At 71.2% G+C, this 17,399-nt stretch carries 17 protein-coding genes; 4 read left to right on the top strand and 13 right to left on the bottom strand.

All coding sequences use genetic code 11. From position 1 onward, the window contains the following. The first annotated feature begins 73 nt into the window (after nucleotides 1–73). On the top strand, nucleotides 74–1,366 hold the full coding sequence (locus ACZ6ZT_RS03165; protein ID WP_469714972.1) for a HAMP domain-containing sensor histidine kinase: 1,293 nt from the start codon (nucleotides 74–76) through the stop codon (nucleotides 1,364–1,366). A gap of 32 nt (nucleotides 1,367–1,398) precedes the next feature. Here the strand turns inward: ACZ6ZT_RS03165 and ACZ6ZT_RS03160 are convergent, their stop codons facing one another. Then, on the bottom strand, nucleotides 1,399–2,145 hold the full coding sequence (locus ACZ6ZT_RS03160; RefSeq protein ID WP_469714970.1) for a COG4705 family protein: 747 nt from the start codon (nucleotides 2,143–2,145) through the stop codon (nucleotides 1,399–1,401). A 203-nt stretch (nucleotides 2,146–2,348) separates the two neighbouring features. Beyond that, complete coding sequence (locus ACZ6ZT_RS03155) at nucleotides 2,349–3,482, bottom strand: bile acid:sodium symporter family protein (protein ID WP_469714969.1); 1,134 nt, start codon at nucleotides 3,480–3,482, stop codon at nucleotides 2,349–2,351. A gap of 103 nt (nucleotides 3,483–3,585) precedes the next feature. Between ACZ6ZT_RS03155 and ACZ6ZT_RS03150 the strand changes: the two genes are divergently transcribed. Then, a complete protein-coding gene (locus ACZ6ZT_RS03150) occupies nucleotides 3,586–4,404 on the top strand; it encodes a COG4705 family protein (RefSeq protein ID WP_469714967.1) in 819 nt (272 codons plus the stop codon). Here ACZ6ZT_RS03150 and ACZ6ZT_RS03145 read toward each other — a convergent pair. From ACZ6ZT_RS03145 to ACZ6ZT_RS03115, 7 genes are all read right to left on the bottom strand, one after another. Next, the gene (locus ACZ6ZT_RS03145) at nucleotides 4,385–5,761 is read right to left on the bottom strand and encodes a sensor histidine kinase (RefSeq protein ID WP_469714966.1); all 1,377 of its coding nucleotides are present in this window, start codon (nucleotides 5,759–5,761) and stop codon (nucleotides 4,385–4,387) included. The genes ACZ6ZT_RS03150 and ACZ6ZT_RS03145 overlap by 20 nt on opposite strands. Beyond that, nucleotides 5,758–6,420: a response regulator transcription factor gene (locus ACZ6ZT_RS03140; protein WP_469714964.1), complete on the bottom strand. Its 663-nt coding sequence runs from the start codon at nucleotides 6,418–6,420 to the stop codon at nucleotides 5,758–5,760. Before ACZ6ZT_RS03140 ends, ACZ6ZT_RS03145 begins: the two co-directional genes overlap by 4 nt. Nucleotides 6,421–6,451: 31 nt before the next feature. Then, entirely contained in the window at nucleotides 6,452–7,303 is an 852-nt protein-coding gene (gene efeU / locus ACZ6ZT_RS03135; protein ID WP_469714963.1) for an iron uptake transporter permease EfeU, read from the bottom strand. A gap of 152 nt (nucleotides 7,304–7,455) precedes the next feature. After that, entirely contained in the window at nucleotides 7,456–8,598 is a 1,143-nt protein-coding gene (efeO, locus tag ACZ6ZT_RS03130) for an iron uptake system protein EfeO (protein WP_469714961.1), read from the bottom strand. A 158-nt stretch (nucleotides 8,599–8,756) separates the two neighbouring features. Further along, nucleotides 8,757–9,431, bottom strand: a complete 675-nt coding sequence (locus tag ACZ6ZT_RS03125; RefSeq protein WP_469714960.1) for a phosphatase PAP2 family protein — start codon at nucleotides 9,429–9,431, stop codon at nucleotides 8,757–8,759. Then, the gene (locus ACZ6ZT_RS03120; protein ID WP_469715036.1) at nucleotides 9,428–10,036 is read right to left on the bottom strand and encodes a phosphatase PAP2 family protein; all 609 of its coding nucleotides are present in this window, start codon (nucleotides 10,034–10,036) and stop codon (nucleotides 9,428–9,430) included. The genes ACZ6ZT_RS03125 and ACZ6ZT_RS03120 overlap by 4 nt, the downstream gene beginning before the upstream one ends. Nucleotides 10,037–10,038: 2 nt before the next feature. Further along, entirely contained in the window at nucleotides 10,039–10,722 is a 684-nt protein-coding gene (locus ACZ6ZT_RS03115) for a DedA family protein (protein WP_469714958.1), read from the bottom strand. A 127-nt stretch (nucleotides 10,723–10,849) separates the two neighbouring features. On the opposite strand from ACZ6ZT_RS03115, the gene ACZ6ZT_RS03110 reads away from it, so the two are divergent. Both ACZ6ZT_RS03110 and ACZ6ZT_RS03105 read left to right on the top strand, forming a co-directional pair. Then, nucleotides 10,850–11,227, top strand: a complete 378-nt coding sequence (locus ACZ6ZT_RS03110) for a BlaI/MecI/CopY family transcriptional regulator (RefSeq protein ID WP_469714956.1) — start codon at nucleotides 10,850–10,852, stop codon at nucleotides 11,225–11,227. Next, nucleotides 11,224–12,159 (top strand): M56 family metallopeptidase, encoded by a 936-nt coding sequence (locus tag ACZ6ZT_RS03105; RefSeq protein WP_469714954.1) that lies wholly within the window; start codon nucleotides 11,224–11,226, stop codon nucleotides 12,157–12,159. The genes ACZ6ZT_RS03110 and ACZ6ZT_RS03105 overlap by 4 nt, the downstream gene beginning before the upstream one ends. Before the next feature lie 88 nt (nucleotides 12,160–12,247). Here the strand turns inward: ACZ6ZT_RS03105 and ACZ6ZT_RS03100 are convergent, their stop codons facing one another. From ACZ6ZT_RS03100 to ACZ6ZT_RS03085, 4 genes are all read right to left on the bottom strand, one after another. Beyond that, a complete protein-coding gene (locus tag ACZ6ZT_RS03100; protein ID WP_469714952.1) occupies nucleotides 12,248–14,017 on the bottom strand; it encodes a hypothetical protein in 1,770 nt (589 codons plus the stop codon). Beyond that, nucleotides 14,005–15,762: a helix-turn-helix domain-containing protein gene (locus ACZ6ZT_RS03095; RefSeq protein ID WP_469714950.1), complete on the bottom strand. Its 1,758-nt coding sequence runs from the start codon at nucleotides 15,760–15,762 to the stop codon at nucleotides 14,005–14,007. Before ACZ6ZT_RS03095 ends, ACZ6ZT_RS03100 begins: the two co-directional genes overlap by 13 nt. Beyond that, on the bottom strand, nucleotides 15,759–16,460 hold the full coding sequence (locus tag ACZ6ZT_RS03090; RefSeq protein WP_469715035.1) for a TnsA-like heteromeric transposase endonuclease subunit: 702 nt from the start codon (nucleotides 16,458–16,460) through the stop codon (nucleotides 15,759–15,761). The genes ACZ6ZT_RS03095 and ACZ6ZT_RS03090 overlap by 4 nt, the downstream gene beginning before the upstream one ends. Nucleotides 16,461–16,727: 267 nt before the next feature. Next, nucleotides 16,728–17,345: a hypothetical protein gene (locus ACZ6ZT_RS03085; protein ID WP_469714948.1), complete on the bottom strand. Its 618-nt coding sequence runs from the start codon at nucleotides 17,343–17,345 to the stop codon at nucleotides 16,728–16,730. Between the last annotated feature and the right edge of the window lie 54 nt (nucleotides 17,346–17,399).

Below are 17,399 nucleotides of genomic sequence, written 5' to 3'. Positions count from 1 at the left end.
GTGCCGCGTAAAGGGCCGGGGCGGCGAAGGTGAGATGAGGGCAAAACCGGCGTCGTGGACGCATGATGTGCGCATGAGGCAGCGTGTGGTGCGGGTCGCGGTGGCCGCTGTCCTGGTGGCCCTCGTCCTGCTGGCCGGGCCGCTGGCCGTGGTGGTCCAGCGGTCTTTCTTCGAGGACGAGCGCGGCGCCCTGGAGCGCACAGCCCTGGCAGCGACCATCGCGGTGGGCCCGGACTTCACTGCCGGTGACGCCGTCGAACTGCCGCGCCCCCGGCGAGGGGGACAGCTTGGGGTCTACGACCTCTCGATGCGCCTGCGCACGGGTACGGGAGGAGAGAGGGGTGATGCGATCACACGCCGGGCAGCCGGCGGGAAGGTCGCGCGCGGGCACGACGGCCCGGATCTCGTCCTCGCGGTTCCGGTAATCTCCGCCGAACGCGTCATCGGGGTGGTCCGGGCATCCGTTCCCACCCGTTCGGTCTGGAACCGCGTGTGGTGGGCGTGGGGGACGCTGCTAGGGGTCACCCTGTTCGCGCTCGCCACAGCGGTCCTGGTGGCGCGCCGTCAGGCACGCGCCCTCAGTGCCCCCGTGGAAGCGCTCTCCCGTACGGCCGCGGAGATCGCCGCCGGCGACCTCGGCGCCCGGGCCGGGCCGTGCGGGATCGCGGAGTTGGACCAGCTGGCCCGCACGCAGAACACCATGGTCGAAAGACTCACCCAACTCCTACGTCGGGAGCGAGAGTTCAGCACCAACGCCTCTCACCAACTGCGGACTGCGCTGACCGGGCTCCGGCTGGGCCTCGAGGCCGCCCAGGGGTTGCCGCCGGGCGCGGATCTGCGTCCCGCCGTCCGCGAAGCCCTGGCTCGGGCAGGCCACGTGGAGGAGACCGTCGAGGAGGTGCTGCGGCTGGCCCGGCCGGACACCGCCGAGGAGCATGCCGTCCCCCGCGAGCTGCTCGTCCAGGTACTGGCCCGCGCGGAGTCGCGCTGGCACGGCCCGCTCGCGGCCGCCGGACGGCGGCTGGAGCTCCGCACGTCCCCCGGGACCGACTCCTTCGAGGTCCCCGGCCGCACCACCGGGCAGATCCTCGACATCCTCCTCGACAACACGCTGCGACACGGCAGGGGTACGACCGTCGTGACCGTACGCGAGACCGCCGGAGCCGTCGCGATCGACGTGGCCGACGAGGGGACGCTCGCCCTCAACCCCGCTGCGGTCTTCGCGCGCGGCAGCACCACGGGCTCCGGTTCCGGCATCGGCCTGGCGGTAGCGAGGGAACTCGCAGAGGCCGACGGCGGAAGACTGAGCGTCCGCGCCTCGGCGCCCGCCACGTTCACCCTGCTCCTGCCCGGCCGGGAGGGCTGATCCCGGGCGCTGGCGCGCTAGCCCTGGCGCGCTCAGCCGGCCAGTGCGGTGGGGTGGACCTGCTGCGGCGTGTCGGCGCGGCTCACCTGGAGGTATCCGACGAGCGCGACGATGGGAACCAGCAGCGCGAGACTAACCAGCCCGGTGCCCCACCCCAGACCGTCGCGCGTGGCCGGGACGCCCATCCAGTCTGCGAACGATGCGCCGAGCGGGCGAGTGAGGATGTACGCGGCCCAGAAGGCTGCCACGGCGTTCAGCCCGAGGAAGCGGCGGCACAGGACCGGCAGCGCGATCAAGGCGGCGAAGAGGAACCCGGAGGGCAGGTAGCCCAGGTGCAGGGTGCCGGCGGTGAGGTCGCCCACCGCGGTGCCGAGGGCGAAGGTGGTGAGCACCGTCGCCCAGTAGAAGAACTCCCGGCGCCTGGTGTGGATGCTGTGGATGAAAAGGGTCCGCTCGCAGCCGTACCAGAGCGCGAGTACGGCACCCAGGGCGAGCGTGAAGCCCACGGCCGACACCGTGTAGGGAATGCCGGCGATGACGTGGACGACGTCCGCGGCCATCGTGCCGAACACGCTGACCATGACGATCGCCGACCAGTAGAGCCACGGCCGGTACCGTGCGGAGCGGAACTGCAGGACCAGCAGGGCCGTCAGGCCCGCGAGCCCCAGGCAGCCGGCCGGAACCGGACCCAGTGTCCGCGCCAGGAAATCGGAGGCGGTTTCCCCCATGCCGGTGGTGAGGATCTTCACGATCCAGAACCAGGCCGTGACCTCGGGCACCTTCGAGAGGGCCGCCCCGGCCCGGCCTGGACGGTGAGCTCCCCGCTCCGGAGACGTTATTGGCTGCCGGTGCGTCGTCGTCCTGCTGTCGGTCTCCGCCATCGTCGGTGCCCCCCTCCCGGCGCCGCGCGCGCCGCATAGCCGATGCTGGCCGGGGCAGCCGTCGGCGCCCGAAGTCCCGGGGGCGACCTCCCGACCAATGTCTACAGGACTGTAGACGATCGTGGAGGGGTGGTGGGACCGGGGTCCGGATGGCAGGCGGGCAGGGGCCGTTGGGGCCGCCGCCGGGACGGACGCACGGCATGCCCGGCGGCCAGCTTCTGCAGCAGGCTGTACGCGAGAACCGGAAGCAGGACATGGGGGCGGTCGGGCATGGCCGTGCCGATCAGTACGGCACTGGCGCTGCTGTTGTTCATTCCGCAGGCCAGCGTCACGCAGGTGCGGGCCCGAGTTTGGAGTCCCAGCAGCCGGCCGCCCGAGCGGCCCAGAAGGAACGACAGTGCGCACAGCGCAGCCGCGAGGGCCACGGCCACGGCCGGCAGAACGGCGTCCGGATGGTCCAGGAACGGCCCCAGGGCGCCACTGGCATTGAGGTACGTCAAGAGGAGCGAGGCGGCCAGCGCGGTGGGCGCAGCGGTCCGCAGGACGACGGGCAGCGCCCGCCGGGGCAGCACGAGGTGGCACACCAGTCCGGCCGCGCAGGGCAGCACGACGCCGGTGAGGGCGAAGCCCTGCCCCGCGATACGGGCCGCGCCGTCCAGGGTCCGGGCGTAGTCCCGGCTCAGCAGGGGGGCGAGGGCCCGGAGTGTGACGGGCAGGGTGAGCGGGCTGAGCAGGGTGGAGAGCAGTACGAGGCCGACCATTGTCGGCTGGTCGCCTTTAGCACGCGCGTTCCAGACCGTGGCCCCCGCCGCCACGGGCATCGCGGTGACTAGGATCAAGGCGGTGATTATTCCGCTGCCTCCGTCGGTGTCGGGGGTCAAGCGCAGCGCCGCCGCGAGAGGCGGGATGATCACCAGTGGAGCGGCGAGGTGCAGGGTGAGGCCGACCAGCAGGGTCACGGGCCGACGGAGCACGCGCAGCAAAGTCGTCGGTGGCACTTGAAGTGCGGCGGCGAAGAGGACGAGGGCGAGCAGGAGCGGGGCAGCTTCCAGCGTGAACCCGACACCCATGCCGTGCACGTGCCGCGGGTGGCGCAGCCACGTTCCCGGAGCGGCGAAGGCCGCGGCCGCGAGATAGGCGGCCGCGACGGCCCATCCCATGCGTGTGCGGATCTGTTCCCCGATCCGGGAGGACAACCGGGCACGGCCGGGACGCGGGGTGGGCGGGCGGATCATGGCCGGGACTGTAGCCCGCGCCCCTGCGCCAGGCGCGTTCGTCGGGGTGTGCCGCCATCGTGCTCAGGATGTGTTCAGGTTCGCGGTGGCACGGTCTGGTGCCATGACATCCGAGACATACAGCCGGCCCGGTGCCGCCCGTGGGCGCGGTCTGCGCTGGAACAAGGTGCCCGAGGTCACGGTCTTCTTCTGGGTCATCAAGATCCTGTGCACGACGGTGGGCGAGACGGCGGCCGACTTCCTCAACGGGCAACTGGGGCTGGGGTTGACGGGCACGTCGCTGGTCATGAGCCTGCTGCTGGTGGTGGCCCTGATCCTCCAGTTCCGTACCGACTCCTACCGGCCGGTGCTCTACTGGCTGGTCGTCGTGCTGGTCAGCGTGGTGGGGACACTGATCAGCGACAACCTGACGGACAATCTGGGTGTGCCGCTGGAGGTCACCACCGCGGTGTTCGCGGTGGCGCTGGCGGTGGTGTTCGTCAGCTGGCTGCGCAGCGAGCGGACCCTGTCCATCCACAGCATCGACACCGTGCGCCGCGAGGCGTTCTACTGGGCGGCCGTGCTGTTCACCTTCGCGCTCGGCACGGCGGCCGGCGACCTGGTCGCGGAGCGGCTGTCGCTGGGCTACTGGCTTTCGGCGGTCCTGTTCGCGCTGGCCATCGGCGCCGTCTGGCTTGGCCGTTCGCTGGGTCTGGACGCGGTGCGGAGCTTTTGGATCGCGTACGTCCTCACCCGCCCGCTCGGCGCGTCGATGGGCGACTACCTCTCCCAGCCGTCCGATGACGGCGGCCTCGGCCTGGGGACGGTCGTCACCAGCGCCCTGTTCCTGCTCGTGATCCTCGCTCTGGTGGTGTATCTGACGGTCACCCGTAAGGACGTGACCCCGCATGGGGAAGCAGAGCTCAGCCGGCCGGAAGCCTGACCACGAAGACCGCCCCCGCTGTCTGCTGCTCGTCCAGGAAGACATCCCCGCCCGCGGAGCGGGCCAGGCGGCGGGCGAGCGGCAATCCCAGGCCCGCCCCGTCGTGGCCGTCGCCCGGATCGGCCCGGCGGCCGGGCTGAAACAGGTGCGCGCGGAAGCCGTCGGGAACGCCGGGGCCGTCGTCGCCCACCTCGATGCGGACATGGCCCGCATCCCGGCAGGTCCGCAAGTGGACGGCTGTCGCCGCGTAGCGCAGCGCGTTGTCCCGCAGCGGGCTGACGATCCGCTCCAGGACTGCGGCGGGCACCCCGGCGACCACCTCTCCCTCTTCGCCGACGGCCAGGACGTGGACCCTGGCCCGGGCCGGGCCGGCGCCGGCCGCGAGCGCCTCCAGTACGGGGAGCACTGCGGTGGTGCCGGGCGCCGGGCAGGAATCCTCCCGGGCTTCGGCCAAGAGGGTGTCGCAGATGGTTTGCATGGTGCGGGCCGCGTCACCGATGGCCCGTTGCACGGTGAGCGTCTCGGCCCGGCTGCGGGGGCGGGCCTGCCACCAGTCGAGTTCGGCGACGATCGTGGCAAGCGGGTTGCGTAGTTCATGGGACAGCTCGCCGGTCAGCTGCTGTTCGTGGCGCAGGCCGGCCCGGATCCGGTCGAGGAAGGCGTCCAGCGAGGCGCCCAGCTGGGCGAGTTCGGCGGGCCGGGGGACCCCGCTGAAGCGTTCCTCAGAGGCGGTGGCACTCCATCGGGCAGCCTGGTCGGTCATCGTGCGGACAGGGCGCAGGGCACGGCCGACGGCGAGTCGGGTCACCGCGTACGTGCAGGCGAGCATGACGGTGTCCAGCGCCAGGGAGGCCATCAGCAGGGCGTCCCCCGACGCGCGGTAGGGGGTGAGGTCGAGCGCGGTGACCACGGCCGCGGTGCTCTGGCCTCCGCCCGGGGACGGTACCGGCCGCGCACAGAGCCGTACGTCCGCGCCGCCCTGCGAGGTGGTGGCGCACCGGGCGCCGCCCTGTGCTGCCAGACGGGCCGCCTCGCGGGTGGCGGGGCTGTCCGGCCCTGCGGAGGGGGGCTGCTCCACCAGCCTCCTCCCCTGGTAGATCCAGGCGTTGGCGTCGAGGAGGTCCTCCTGCGGGGTTTCCAGCACGCGCAGGAGGGGGCCGCTGGTGTCGATGGTGGCGGCGATGGCGGAGGCGCGGGCCCGCAGCTGGTCGTCCGCCTGGCGGGCCAGGTGCTGGTGCACGAACGCGTTGAAGGCGATCGTGAACATCGCCATGACGGAGGCGGCGGTGGCGAGAGCGAGCAGGGAGAGCCTTCCTCGCAGGGTGGCCGGCCGTGCTTCGGCCCGAGGCGGTCTCATGACAGGCGGTGCCCGACGCCCCGCGAGGTGGCGAGCGTCAATGTGCTGCCGGCCTTCCGCAGTTTGCGGCGCAGCCGGGTCAGGTATTGGTCGAGGGTGTTGTCGCTGACCTGGGCGCCTTCGGGCCAGCCGGCGCGCATCAGGTCCCGCCGCGGGACCAGGGCGCCCGCGGCGGCAAGCAGGGCGGCCAGGATCCTGAATTCGGTCGGGGTCAGGGGCACGGGCAGGCCGCGTACGGTGCATTGGTGGCGAAGGGCATCCATGACCACGTCTGCCGTGCCGGCAGGGGCGGCCGGAGGGGTGCGTTTGACGGCGGCCCGCAGTCGTGCGGCCAGTTCAGCGAGGTGGAAGGGTTTGGCGAGATAGTCGTCGCCTCCCGCGGAGAACCCGCTGAGCCGGTCCGTGAGGTGGTGGCGGGCAGTCAGGAAGATCACCGGGCGGTCGAATCCGTTGGCACGCAGGGCCTGACACACGTCGCGACCATCCGCGTCAGGCAGACCGATGTCGAGAACGACCGCGTCGACGCCGGCCACGGCCAGCCGCAGGGCCGCCGCCCCGTCCTGCGCGGGGGTGGCCTCGAAGCCCTCCTCGCGCAGACCGCGCAGCAGCACGTCACGCAGCCGGTGGTCGTCCTCGACGATGAGAACGTGTTGGCTCATGTGTACCCCTGTTCTGTCGGGCCGGCGGTGCTCAGCCGGTCTTCGCCGGCTCCGTGGCCGCACCGACGGCCGGTGGGGCGCTCTTGCCACGGGGGCGTGCGAGGAAGAGGGCCATCATGGGAACGACGTAGAGGGCCCAGACGGTGCTCTGGAGCAGGGTCGGGTTGGGCTGGAAGTTGAAGACGCCCTTCAACAGGGTCCCGTACCAGCTGTCGGAGGGGATGGCTGCACTGATGTCGAAGGCGAGGGTGTGCAGACCGGGCAGGAAGCCGCCTTCCTGGAGATCGTGGAAGCCGTACGCGAGGACCCCTGCGGCGACGACCACCAGCATGGCTCCGGTCCAGGTGAAGAACCTGGCCAGGTTGATCTTCAGGGCGCCGCGGTAGAACAGCCATCCCAGCACCACGGCGGTCACAAGTCCCAGCAACGCGCCGACCAGGGGGCGGACTCCGTCGCCGGTGGCCTGCACGGCCGTCCAGATGAACAGCGAGGTCTCCAGGCCCTCACGGCCCACGGCCATGAATGCGGTGAAGACCAGCGCGCCAGCGCCCACGGCGAGCGCGGCGTCGAGCCGGCCGTGGAGCGCGGACTTCAGGTGCCGCGCGGTGCGCTTCATCCAGAAGACCATCCAGGTCACCAGGCCGACCGAGATGATCGACAGGGTGCCGCCGAGCAGTTCCTGGGCCTGGAAGGTCAGGGTGGACGAGCCGAACTGGAGGGCGGCACCGAAGCCCAGCGACAGGGCGGCGGCCAGGCCGATGCCCAGCCACACAGGAGCCAGTCTGTCCTTGTGGCCGGTCTTGACCAGGTAGGCGATGAGGATGCAGGCGATGAGGCTGGCCTCCAGCCCCTCGCGCAGACCGATCAGATAGTTACCGAACACGGCGCGGGGTTCCTTCCAGTGGTCGCGTGAACAGCGTCCGGGCCGTGCCCGGTGCGCTCGCAGTTGCGGGGCGCAGATCTCTCACGCAGGACTTGACGTCCTCTCCAGCCCTCACCGCTCTGCCTGCTTCTGCTCTGCCGGCCGTGCCCGGGCTACTTGGCGGCGGCTGCGGCGAGCTTGGACAGCGGCTCGGCCAGCGCGTTGACGCCGTCCGAGAGCTCCTTGCGCTCCGCTTCACCGACCTTGTCGTAGGAGGTGAAGTCGTAGCCGTTCTTGTCCGCCCGGTACGTGTCCAACAGCGTGTTCAGCCCCGCGAACCGGGAGTCGAGGGTCTGGGCGAGCTCCGGGTTGTTCTTGACGGTGACCGGCTTCAGCAGCTCGTAGACCTTCTCCGCTCCCTCGACGTTGGCCTTGAAGTCGGCCAGGTCCGTGTGGCTGTAGCGGTCTTCCTCACCGGTGACCTTGTTGCGGGCGACCTCGTCGAGGAGTTCCTTGGCACCGTTGGCCATGGAGGTAGGCGTGAACTCCGCCGTGCCCACGCGCTTGTGCCACTCGGCGATGTCGGTGTCCAGCCGGGAAGCGAGAGCCTTCTCCTCGTCGCCGATCTTGTTGTCCGCCCACAGGGACTTTTCCAGCCGGTGCCATCCGGTCCAGTTCTGGCCGGGCTCCAGGCCCTCCTCGCGGACATCGGTCTTGGGGTCGATGTCCCCAAAGGATTCCGCGACCGGCTCGGTGCGTTCCCAGCCGCGCCGCGACGAGGCGAAAGCCTGCTTCGCGCCTTCCACGTCACCGGCGCGGACGGCGTCGGTGAACGTCTTGACCGCGGGCAGGGACTCTTCGACCTGGGCCAGTACGTAGCCGCGGTAGGCCGCGACTGCGGCATCCACCTCGGGGCTGTGCTCCAAGCCGCCGCCCTGACCGGTGGCCTTGACCTTGGTGCGGATGCCGTCACCCTTCATACCGGGCTTGCACGCGACCTCGTAGTCGCCCGCCTTGATCTCGGCCGCGATCACGGCCTTGGTGCCCGGGCCGATGTTCTCGCGCTCGGCAACAATCCTTCCGTCCGGGAAAAGGACGTACAGCTCAGTGACCTTGGTGCCCTTGTTCTCCACCTCGATGGAGACCTTCCCCGCCGGGAACTCCGTCCTGGAGACCTCACACGCACTGTCCGAAGCGGCCACCCGAAGCGCGCCCGCCGAGCCGACATCACTCTTCTGGGAACACCCCGAGGCTGCGGCCGTGACGATCGCGAGACCGGCGGCTGCAAGGAATACCGAGCGGGCGGATGAAGACATGGGTACTCCCAGGCATGGCAAAGCGGCGAGACCGCGGCAGACCTCGGCAAGGCAAGGCTACCCTTCCGTCTACGGAACTGTAGACGACAGGCGGCGATGCGTCTTCCACCCGGGGGTACGAACAATGTCCTTTCGGCGCCCCGCCACCGGCCGCCTCCTCATCGGTCGCTGCGGGCCGTCCTGCCCGGCCTCCTCCCGGCTGCGACCGCCAGGGCCGCGCTAAGCCAGGTGAGGGCGTAGAGCCAGCCGCCGAGGACATCGGTGGGCCAGTGGACGCCGAGGTAGACGCGGGTCAGGCCGACCGCGATGGCCCAGCAGGCCAGCAGGGCCCAGCAGAGCCGGGCCGTGGCCGGGGAACTCACGCGCCACGCTGCCCAGGCCAGCAGCCCGGATGCGAGCGCTGAGGTGGTGGCGTGTCCGGAGGGGAAGGCGAAGCCGGAGGCGTGCGCGGCCCAGTCGGTCACGGGCGGGCGCGGCCGGGCCACGGCGTACATGACGGCGTAGCGCACGCCTTGGGCGAGCAGTAGGAATCCGAGCGCGCCCGCGGCCGCCAGCAGCCTGCCACGGCCGGTCCGGCCCCATCCGGCGACGAGCCCGGCCGCTGCGGCGCACAGGTACGGGACGGGCCCGCTCCCGGTCGCGGTGATGCCCCGCGCGAGGGCCACCGCGACCGCGGGACGGTGTTGTACCGACCAGCGATGCAGACTCTCGTCGAGGGGGTACGGGGCACCGTGTCGAGCCGCGACCAGGGCGGCCAGCAGGGCGAACAGCACGGAGCACAGTGCTGCCGTCAGGGTCCAGCGGCCGGCTCGCGACGCGGGGCCGGTACTCACCGGGGAGCGACCAGGGGCCGCGGCGGTGAGGTGCCCAGCCGCTGCACGAGGCATGCCGCGCGGCGGGCCATGCGGGTCAGCAGCCAGGCGGTCACCGCTCCGACGGCCAGACCGAGGACGACGTCGTGGGGGTAGTGCGCGCCCACCCAGACCCGGGAGGAGGCCATCAGCAGAGCGGCAGGGACGGCGATGGCCGCGAGCCGGCGGTCGATGAGCCACAGGGCCATGGCCGCCGCGGCGGCGATGGCGGCGTGGTTGCTCGGGAACGACCAGTCGCCCAGCGGCGGACAAGCCTCCAGCGTGACCGTGTGCAGGCTCTGACAGGGTCGCTGCTCGCGGAAGACCGATTTGACGCCGGTGTCGATGAGGAACGCGGCGACCACGACAACGGGGGCCGCCAGCGCCATGGCCGTCCTCGCCGCCTCGACGCTCGCCCGGGCCCGCCACCAGGCGAGGACCATCAGTACGGCGAAGAGGCCGAGGCCGTACGTGGACCAAGCGGTGACCAGGCCGTCGAGCCATGAGGGCGCCTGCTGGGCGAGGTCGGTGATCCGGGTGTACAGGTTTCCGTCGACGGCGGGACCGTCCAGGGCGAGGCCGAGCAGGCTCAACACGAGCCTCCGTTCGAAGTGCGGGTACCCCGCCGGCGGAACACTTCCACGGCGATCGGGGTGAGGGAGACAAGAACCACAAGAGCGACGATCGGCAGGAGGTAACGGTCGACGTTGGGCACGGAGGAGCCGAGCGCGTAGCCGGCCAGCACCAGTCCCACCGTCCACACGAGCCCGCCGACGACCTGCCAGACCGTGAAAGTACGGGCAGGGACGCCCAGGGCCCCCGCCATCGGGTTCAGGACGGTGCGCACGACGGGGACGAAGCGCGCCAGAACGATGGCCTTCGCGTGGCCGTAGCGGCCGAGGAACTCCTCGGCCCGCTCGGCGCCCTCGTGGAGCTTGCGGCTGCGGCTGCGGGCCAGCAGGGCCCCTCCGCCGCGCCGTCCGATGAGGAAGCCGGTCTGCGCTCCGAGCAGGGCTCCGGCCACGGCCGCGCACAGCACCTGCGGGAGCGAGAGGTGGACCAGCCCGTGGTTGCCCGGTACGCAGAGCAGGCCGGCGGTGAAGAGGAGCGAGTCGCCCGGCAGGAAGAAGCCGACGAGGAGGCCGGTCTCGGCGAACAGGACGACCGCCACGCCGAGGGTGCCGAAGGCCGACAGGAGGGAACCGGCGTCCAGCAGGTTCACGGCCTGCGGGCTGAGTGCCTGCGACGCTGCGGCGAGAACGGTCAGGGCCATGTCGAACAGCTCCCATAAAGTGAGAGGGCAAGGGCTCGGTACAACGACACCCTTCCGAGCCATGACTACAGTTCCGTAGACGGTCTACAGAACTGTAGACGCTCAGATGTGTGGAGGAGTGCACCCCATGGGCGACAAGAGCGCGGAGCGGCGCCCTGCCGGCGAGCTGGAAGCCGGCGTGCTGGCGGCGCTCTGGGCGGCGGACGGCCCGCTGACCCCCGCCCAGGTGCAGGAGGCGCTCGGCGGGTCCCTCGCCCGTACGACGGTGACCACGATCCTGTCCCGCCTGCACGAGAAGGGCACCGTAGCCCGCAAGCGGTCGGGCCGCGGGTTCGCCTACGCCCCCACCGAGGACGCGTCCGGTCTCACCGCCCGGCGTATGCACGCGGAACTGGAGAAGGACGAGGACCGCGGAGCCGTACTCAGCCGCTTCGTCTCCCAGCTGAGCGGCGAGGACGAGCGCCTGCTGCGCGCCCTGCTCGACGGCGAAGGAGACACCACGTGATCCACGCCGCGCTTCCGCTGCTGGTGCCGTTCCTGGCCGGACCGGCAGGCAGGCGGCTGGCATCCACCCTCCCTCCACGGCGGGCGATCTGGCTGCTGACGACGACCGCTGCCGGCCTCGCCGCCGCCAGCACCTGCGCACTGGCCCTGCTCGTCGTGCCCGGCGCCACCCACCTGCGCGTCATCGCCGCGCTGGGCCACCTGCTCACCCCGCTCAGCAGCGGATCCCCCGACGCCGTCATCGCGATCGCCGTCGCCTCCGGGGCCCTCCTCGCCTGGTGCATCGTCCGGCTGGCACACGGGGTGCGGCGGCGCTGGACCCAGCTGCGCCGGGCCTCAAGGCTGGCCGCCCAGGCGCGCGGGGAACTCGTCGTGCTCACCGACGACCACCCCGATGCCTACGCCCTCCCGGGGCGCCCGGGACGCATCGTCGTCACCACCGGCATGCTGCGTGCGCTCTCGGCGCCCGAGCGCGAGGCCCTCCTCGCCCATGAACGCGCCCACCTCACCGGCCGTCACCACCTCTTCGCCGCCGTGGTCGACCTCGCCGGCGTGTGCCACCCGGCCCTGCGCACGCTGCGCGAACCCCTCGCCTACGCACTGGAACGCAGCGCCGATGAGTCCGCCGCCGACGCCGTCGCAGACCGCCGACTGGCCGCCCAGGCCATCGGCCGCGCCGCTCTCGCGACCCGGGCCTCCGCGGCCGTCGCCAGCGCCCGCCCCGGACTGGCCCTCGCCGCCACCGCAGGCCCCGTACCCCGGCGCGTCGCCGCCCTCCTCACCGAACGCCGCTCGCGCGGGCACGTAGCCTCATGCGTCGCGGCCATCACGCTGCTGGCCTGCCTGGCACTGTCGGCGGGCGCCTCACTCCAGGCGGCCGACGACCTCCACGACGGGGTCGAAGTGGCCCAGGGAGAATTCCCCCACCACTGAACGACTCACAACAAACCCTGTCGGAACAGAGGTCCGTTGCGGATCTTTTGCGGTCGAGGAACTCGCTGCGCAACCTCGAGTCGAGCCATCAGCGCCGCGGTGAGCCCCGCTGCGAAGGTTCGCGGGAAGGCGGCAAGGGTTCCTCTGGGCGGCGGCCGAGCAGATCATGGCGCCGTCCCAGGCAGCTGATCATTCCGAGCGAGAGGCCGGTCTCCTCTGCGAGCTCGCGGCAGGTGCGTCCAGCGGCGCGCTGGTCGCGGAGCCAGTCGAGATCGATCTGGCGCCAGCGGGTCGCTTTGCCCTCGCGCGTCATGCCGTATTCGCGGACCAGGACCTTGATCGCCTCGGCGTTCACGCCGACGTGCTCCGCGATCCACTTGAGCGACCGGTACTCCTCAAGGTAGAGGCGTGCGAACTTCTCTCTGGGGAGTGCGGCGCGAGCCTGGCGGATGACCGCTCCTCGCACCCACTTCGCGCTCGGCGTCTCGCTGGGAGGGGCCGGCTGTTCCTGCAGGACGAACCGGATGGTGTCATGACTGACGCCGAGACGGCGGGCGGCCTGCGCCGTCGTCAGGCATTCGCCTCTGATGAGGTGGTGCAGCATGCCAAGGTCTATGTCCCGCAGATCCCAGCCGGGCACCTCAAGATCGCGGATGATGTCCGTCGGCGGCTGCCAGGTGAGGGGTTCCCCGTGGATGCCCGCTCGGGTGAGGAACTCGGCGCCGTGTTGGTTGAGCTGGCCTGCCAGCGCAGGGGTGAGGTCGGTTTCGAAGGTCCGCAGCATGGTTCGCAGTTCCGGGTTGGTGGGCGCGTAGGCAACCGGGGCCATGGTCGCGGGGAGTCCGCTGAGACGCTCGAACAGCAACGCCCGGGCGAACTGGTGACGGCGTCCTTTCCCGGCTTCGAAGCCGATGTCCCGGCAGAGCTGCTTCCAGACGTCCAGCGGCAGTAGGTCCCGGTAGTCGACCGCGCGCCGGCGCGCGTAGTCGATCGGGGCCCCTTCCTGGTCGAGGTAGTCCGCCAGCACGGACAGACCACGGCTGATGGCGTTGAAGCGACCCCGCTGCATCAGCCGGAACGTGAGATGAGCTCCCACCTTCTCCGTGACCGGTGCGTGAAGGAGACGGGACGCCGCGCTGAAGCTCCCGGTGCCGCCGATCAGAAGGAGGTAGCACGACAGACCCGGGCGGATCGTGCGCGAGAGGGCTCCGTCCGCGGGACTCAGGCGGGCGGACCAGGACGGCCAGAGCTGCGTCGGAACGCGGCGGGCCCGCTCCGCGACCCGGGTTGCCGCCGAGCGGCCGGGCATCCTCGGAACCGGGTCCATACTGCGGAAACGAAGCTGCTCGACACCTTTGAGACGGGGTGCGAGGGCCGCGAGATAGACCGAGTCGAACACCGGGCTGGTGTGGCGCCACCGGAGAGCGACTTTGAGCGGGATGCTGCCGTCGGGTTCGCTGAGCAGATCGCGAAGAGCGGCTCCGGCCTCGTGGACGTCTCCGTGCTTGAGGACGTGCAGGGCCGCGCTGACGGCGAGAGCGGTGGTCGCGGCCCGCCGCGGGGCAAGACGTCCCGGACGGGTCTCCTCGACGGGATCGAAGGACCGCCGCTTCTCGGGCAGGGGCTCCTGGTGCAGTGCCAGGATCTCGGGTGCCACGAAGCCCGCCAGGCGGCCGGCGTCAGGGACACGGCGAAGGAGAATGCAGGCCAGCGCCCGAAGGTCTCCGAACAGCGCGAGGCTCGGCTGAGGACGCTCCTGGTAGACGCCGAAGCCGGCCTGCCCGCTGGAGATCGCCCTCTCGATGAGCTCCTGGGCCGCGACCACGGATGACTGCGCCGCGAGCGTCAGCGCCGGCACCTCCCCCAGCGGCTGGCCGCACCGTGACGAGGGGGAGTCCGTCCCCGAAGGGCTGTGACAGTGGCCCGGAGCAAGGGGGTGACGGGTGGTCGCCGCCATGTGCCGCGGCGTGCGGCGGCAGCGCGGGCAGGGGGGTCCAGCGCGGCGCCGTTGTAGCGCCGTCCGTGCAGGTCGATGCCGTAGTGCTGGATCCTGCGCAACTCCACCCGCAAGAACTCGAACGCCAAGTCCAGATCGCGCGGCACCTCGATGTAGCCCGCCCGGTTCAGCCCGTGCTCGAACATCGCCGCCGGCGACATCCGCAGCCCCGGCACCGAAGGATCAACCAGACTCGTGTGCGGCCGGTGGTGATAGACGCAGGCCACCCACTCACGGATGACCGCCTCCAGCTCGTGGAGGAAGAAGAACGCCTCCCCCTCCGGACGCTCCCCACGCGAGTGCAGATCGGGGCCCTTGTAGCCGGGCAGGGCCTGGAGCAGGTCCTCGCGCAGGGTCAGGAAGAACCGTTCCAGCGGACCCTTGTCCCGGCCCGTCCGCAGCCGGGCCGGCTGCACCGAGATCCCCAGCCGGCGGCAGACGCTGGTCAGATGCTCCGAGACGAACACCTTGCCGTGATCGACCAGCACCGTCTCCGGCACCAGCGTCGGCGACGCCGCCGAGCGCATCGGCCCCTCGAGCGCGGCGACGTCGACCAGCACCGAGCGCGGGATGCCGTGCTCAGGCCAGAGGGCGTGCGCCGGCCAGTCCGCCCCTGCGGGCCGCGGGCGGAACGCCTGGTAGAGGGCAAGGCTGGCATCGACGGCCTTGGTCGACACCGGCGTGACCCTGATCCCCACGACGCAGCGGGTGTACCAGTCCATCGCGACGGTCAGCTCCGCCTGCAGCCACTGCAGCGTGACCGGGTCCAGCGCGAAGACGTCCAGACGGTTGGTGTCCATCAGCAGGTACTCGCCCGGCCGGGTCGGCCGCAGCTTCCCGTAGACCCCGCCGGGCCGGGTGGCGATGTCCCGGTTTCGCTTCGTGCTCAGCCTGAACGTCGGATGACGCCGCTCCAGGTCCTCCAGGAGGCGGTAGGCCGTTGCCCGACTGGGCAGGTCCTCCTCGTCAAAGCCCCTGGCCAGCAGCCGGGCCCGGGTCCGCTCGATGACCATCTTGCGTGACGGCTTGGACCGGCCCGTGTGCTCGACCATCACCTCCAACGCCGCCTCTGACCACGGCTCAGCGTTCCGGTGCCCCGAGCGCGGCCCGCCGCGGGCCGGCACCAGTCCCGCCTCGCCGTCCCGGCGGAATGCCGCGACCCACCGCTTGACCGTGCGCGTCGCCACCCCAAGCTCGGCCGCCTTCGCCGCGTACCGGCTCTCCATCGGCTCCCCCGCCATGTAGGCGGGACGAGGCTCCCCCACCGACGGGAGTTCCTTGCTGCCGCTGCGGAACCCGGTGAGCACCTCCCTGACGTGCGCGGCGCGATCCAGCACCCGCTCCCGCTCGCCGGCGTCCAGCCGGTCCAGCACCACAGCCGCCGTCTCCTGCGGATCGTCGGAGGCCGGCCCGGGTGCGTCCGGGATGATGCGGGCGCGATCGGAGAGCAGCAGTTCCTTGACGGCCAGCCGCAGCAGCCGGCCCCGGCCGTCCTTCAAGACCACCTCGCCGCCCGCCCGCATGGCGGCGAATTCCACCACCTCGACGACCTCGCCGTCGTAGGCGAACCGGCTTCCCACTCCCACGCGCACCGCGGCCCGGCTCACGGCGCCGTCCTCAGCACGCTGCGGGCGCTCAGCGGAACGCTCAGGCCGGTCAGCCACTGCCGTTTCCAGAGCAGGCGCAGGACCGCGGCCCGCACCAGCGGAGCCGGGCGACCGGGCAGGCAGGTGAACGCCTCTCCCAGCGTGTCCCCGTCGGCGACCTGGCCGCGTACTTCGTCGAGGATGACCGGGTCGAACAGCCTCTCCGGCGCTGGATCCGCGTCCACCGTCTGCTCGTGCAGCCCCTCGGCCGTGGCCGGATCGAACAGCCAATCGCGGCGGTAGCCCGCAAGGAACCGGACGTTGGCCAGCTCGGCGTGCGGTGGTTCGCCCCAGACCTCGTAGTGCCAGCCGCGGGACTCGACCGCCTCGCGGGCCCAGGCAAAGGTGAACGCGTGCTCCGGCCTGGCCGCCCGGTGCCGCGGTTTGACGTCGACGACCAGCGGGCCTGCCGCGGTTGCCATCAGGTAGTCCGGGATGTGCCGGCACAGCACGCCGTCCACTTCGGCCCGCAGCAAGAAGGGCTGGGCCACGATCGCGGTCACATCCCGGTCGAAGTCCGCGTAGAGCAGCCGCGCAAGCTCCAGCCGCGACTCGTAGATCACGTGATCCGACTGCGTACTCGACCAGTACGAACCCGAGTAGTGCCGCTGCCCCATGTACCAGCGGAACGTCCGCCACGGCTCCGCCGCGTACAGCACGTCCAACGGCGCCGACTCCCAGGAGAGACCCTCGGCCCCCCTCTCCTCGGCAAGCCGAACACACACCTCCACAGCCACTAGCCACCCCCAGCACCCGCGTAACGGACCTTGATCGCAGGACAGTTACACGGGCACTGGAGCACGAACGATCACACGCACCTTCGATCACTCGAACGGGTGGCCATTCCGGACTTGGATCTCAGCACCACGTCATAAGTGCTACTCAGAGGTCATCGCTCGCGAGAAGATGACGCGGTTTCTGATTACCTACAGCCCCAGTTCCGTCATGATCCGCACCATGTCGGCCTGGTCCTTCAGGGTGAAGACGGCCAGGTTGAACTGGTTGTTCCGCTCGTCCTTGTACAGGGCTATCTGCTCGCCGACGCAGCCCGCACCGTCCGCGATCATGGCGGCCAGCCGGGGCCCCACACTGTCGGGCTCCGCGCACGACTCCATCACCGTCGAGCCCAGCCGGGTGAAGGTGGCACCGGAGGCGCCCTTGACCTCCGCCGGGAACAGGTCGGCGAGCGGTGCCATCGGCCGCCTGTCGGCGGGCGCGACGGCCGCGCCGCGCGCGGGCACGGGTGACGCGGAGAAGGCGCGTGACTCGGATGACGTGGGCGACGCGTTCGGACGGGCCGCGGCCGGGCGGGCCCCGGCGGGGCCGTCGTCGTCGGTGGGCCCTCCCACGTACGTGAGCACGCCGAACGTGGCACCCGCTGCCACCAGCACCCCCGCCAGGTTCACCGGCCACACCCGCCGAGGCCGCGGCTGCGGCGCGTGCGGGGAAGGCGGTGCTTCGGCTTCCCATCGCCGGACGAAGTCATTCCACTCGTCGTCGTCGGGGGCGTTGCGACCTGCGGGCACCTCGTTGTTGTTCGACACGCACGAACCTTAATGATCAGTTCAGCTCAAGTGAATAGCCGCAGGTCACAGCCT

The sequence above is a fragment of the Streptomyces sp. NPDC102258 genome, from assembly GCF_055584685.1.
The sequence above is the reverse complement of the archived record's forward strand: the minus strand, read 5'-3'. Positions and strand labels throughout refer to the sequence as shown.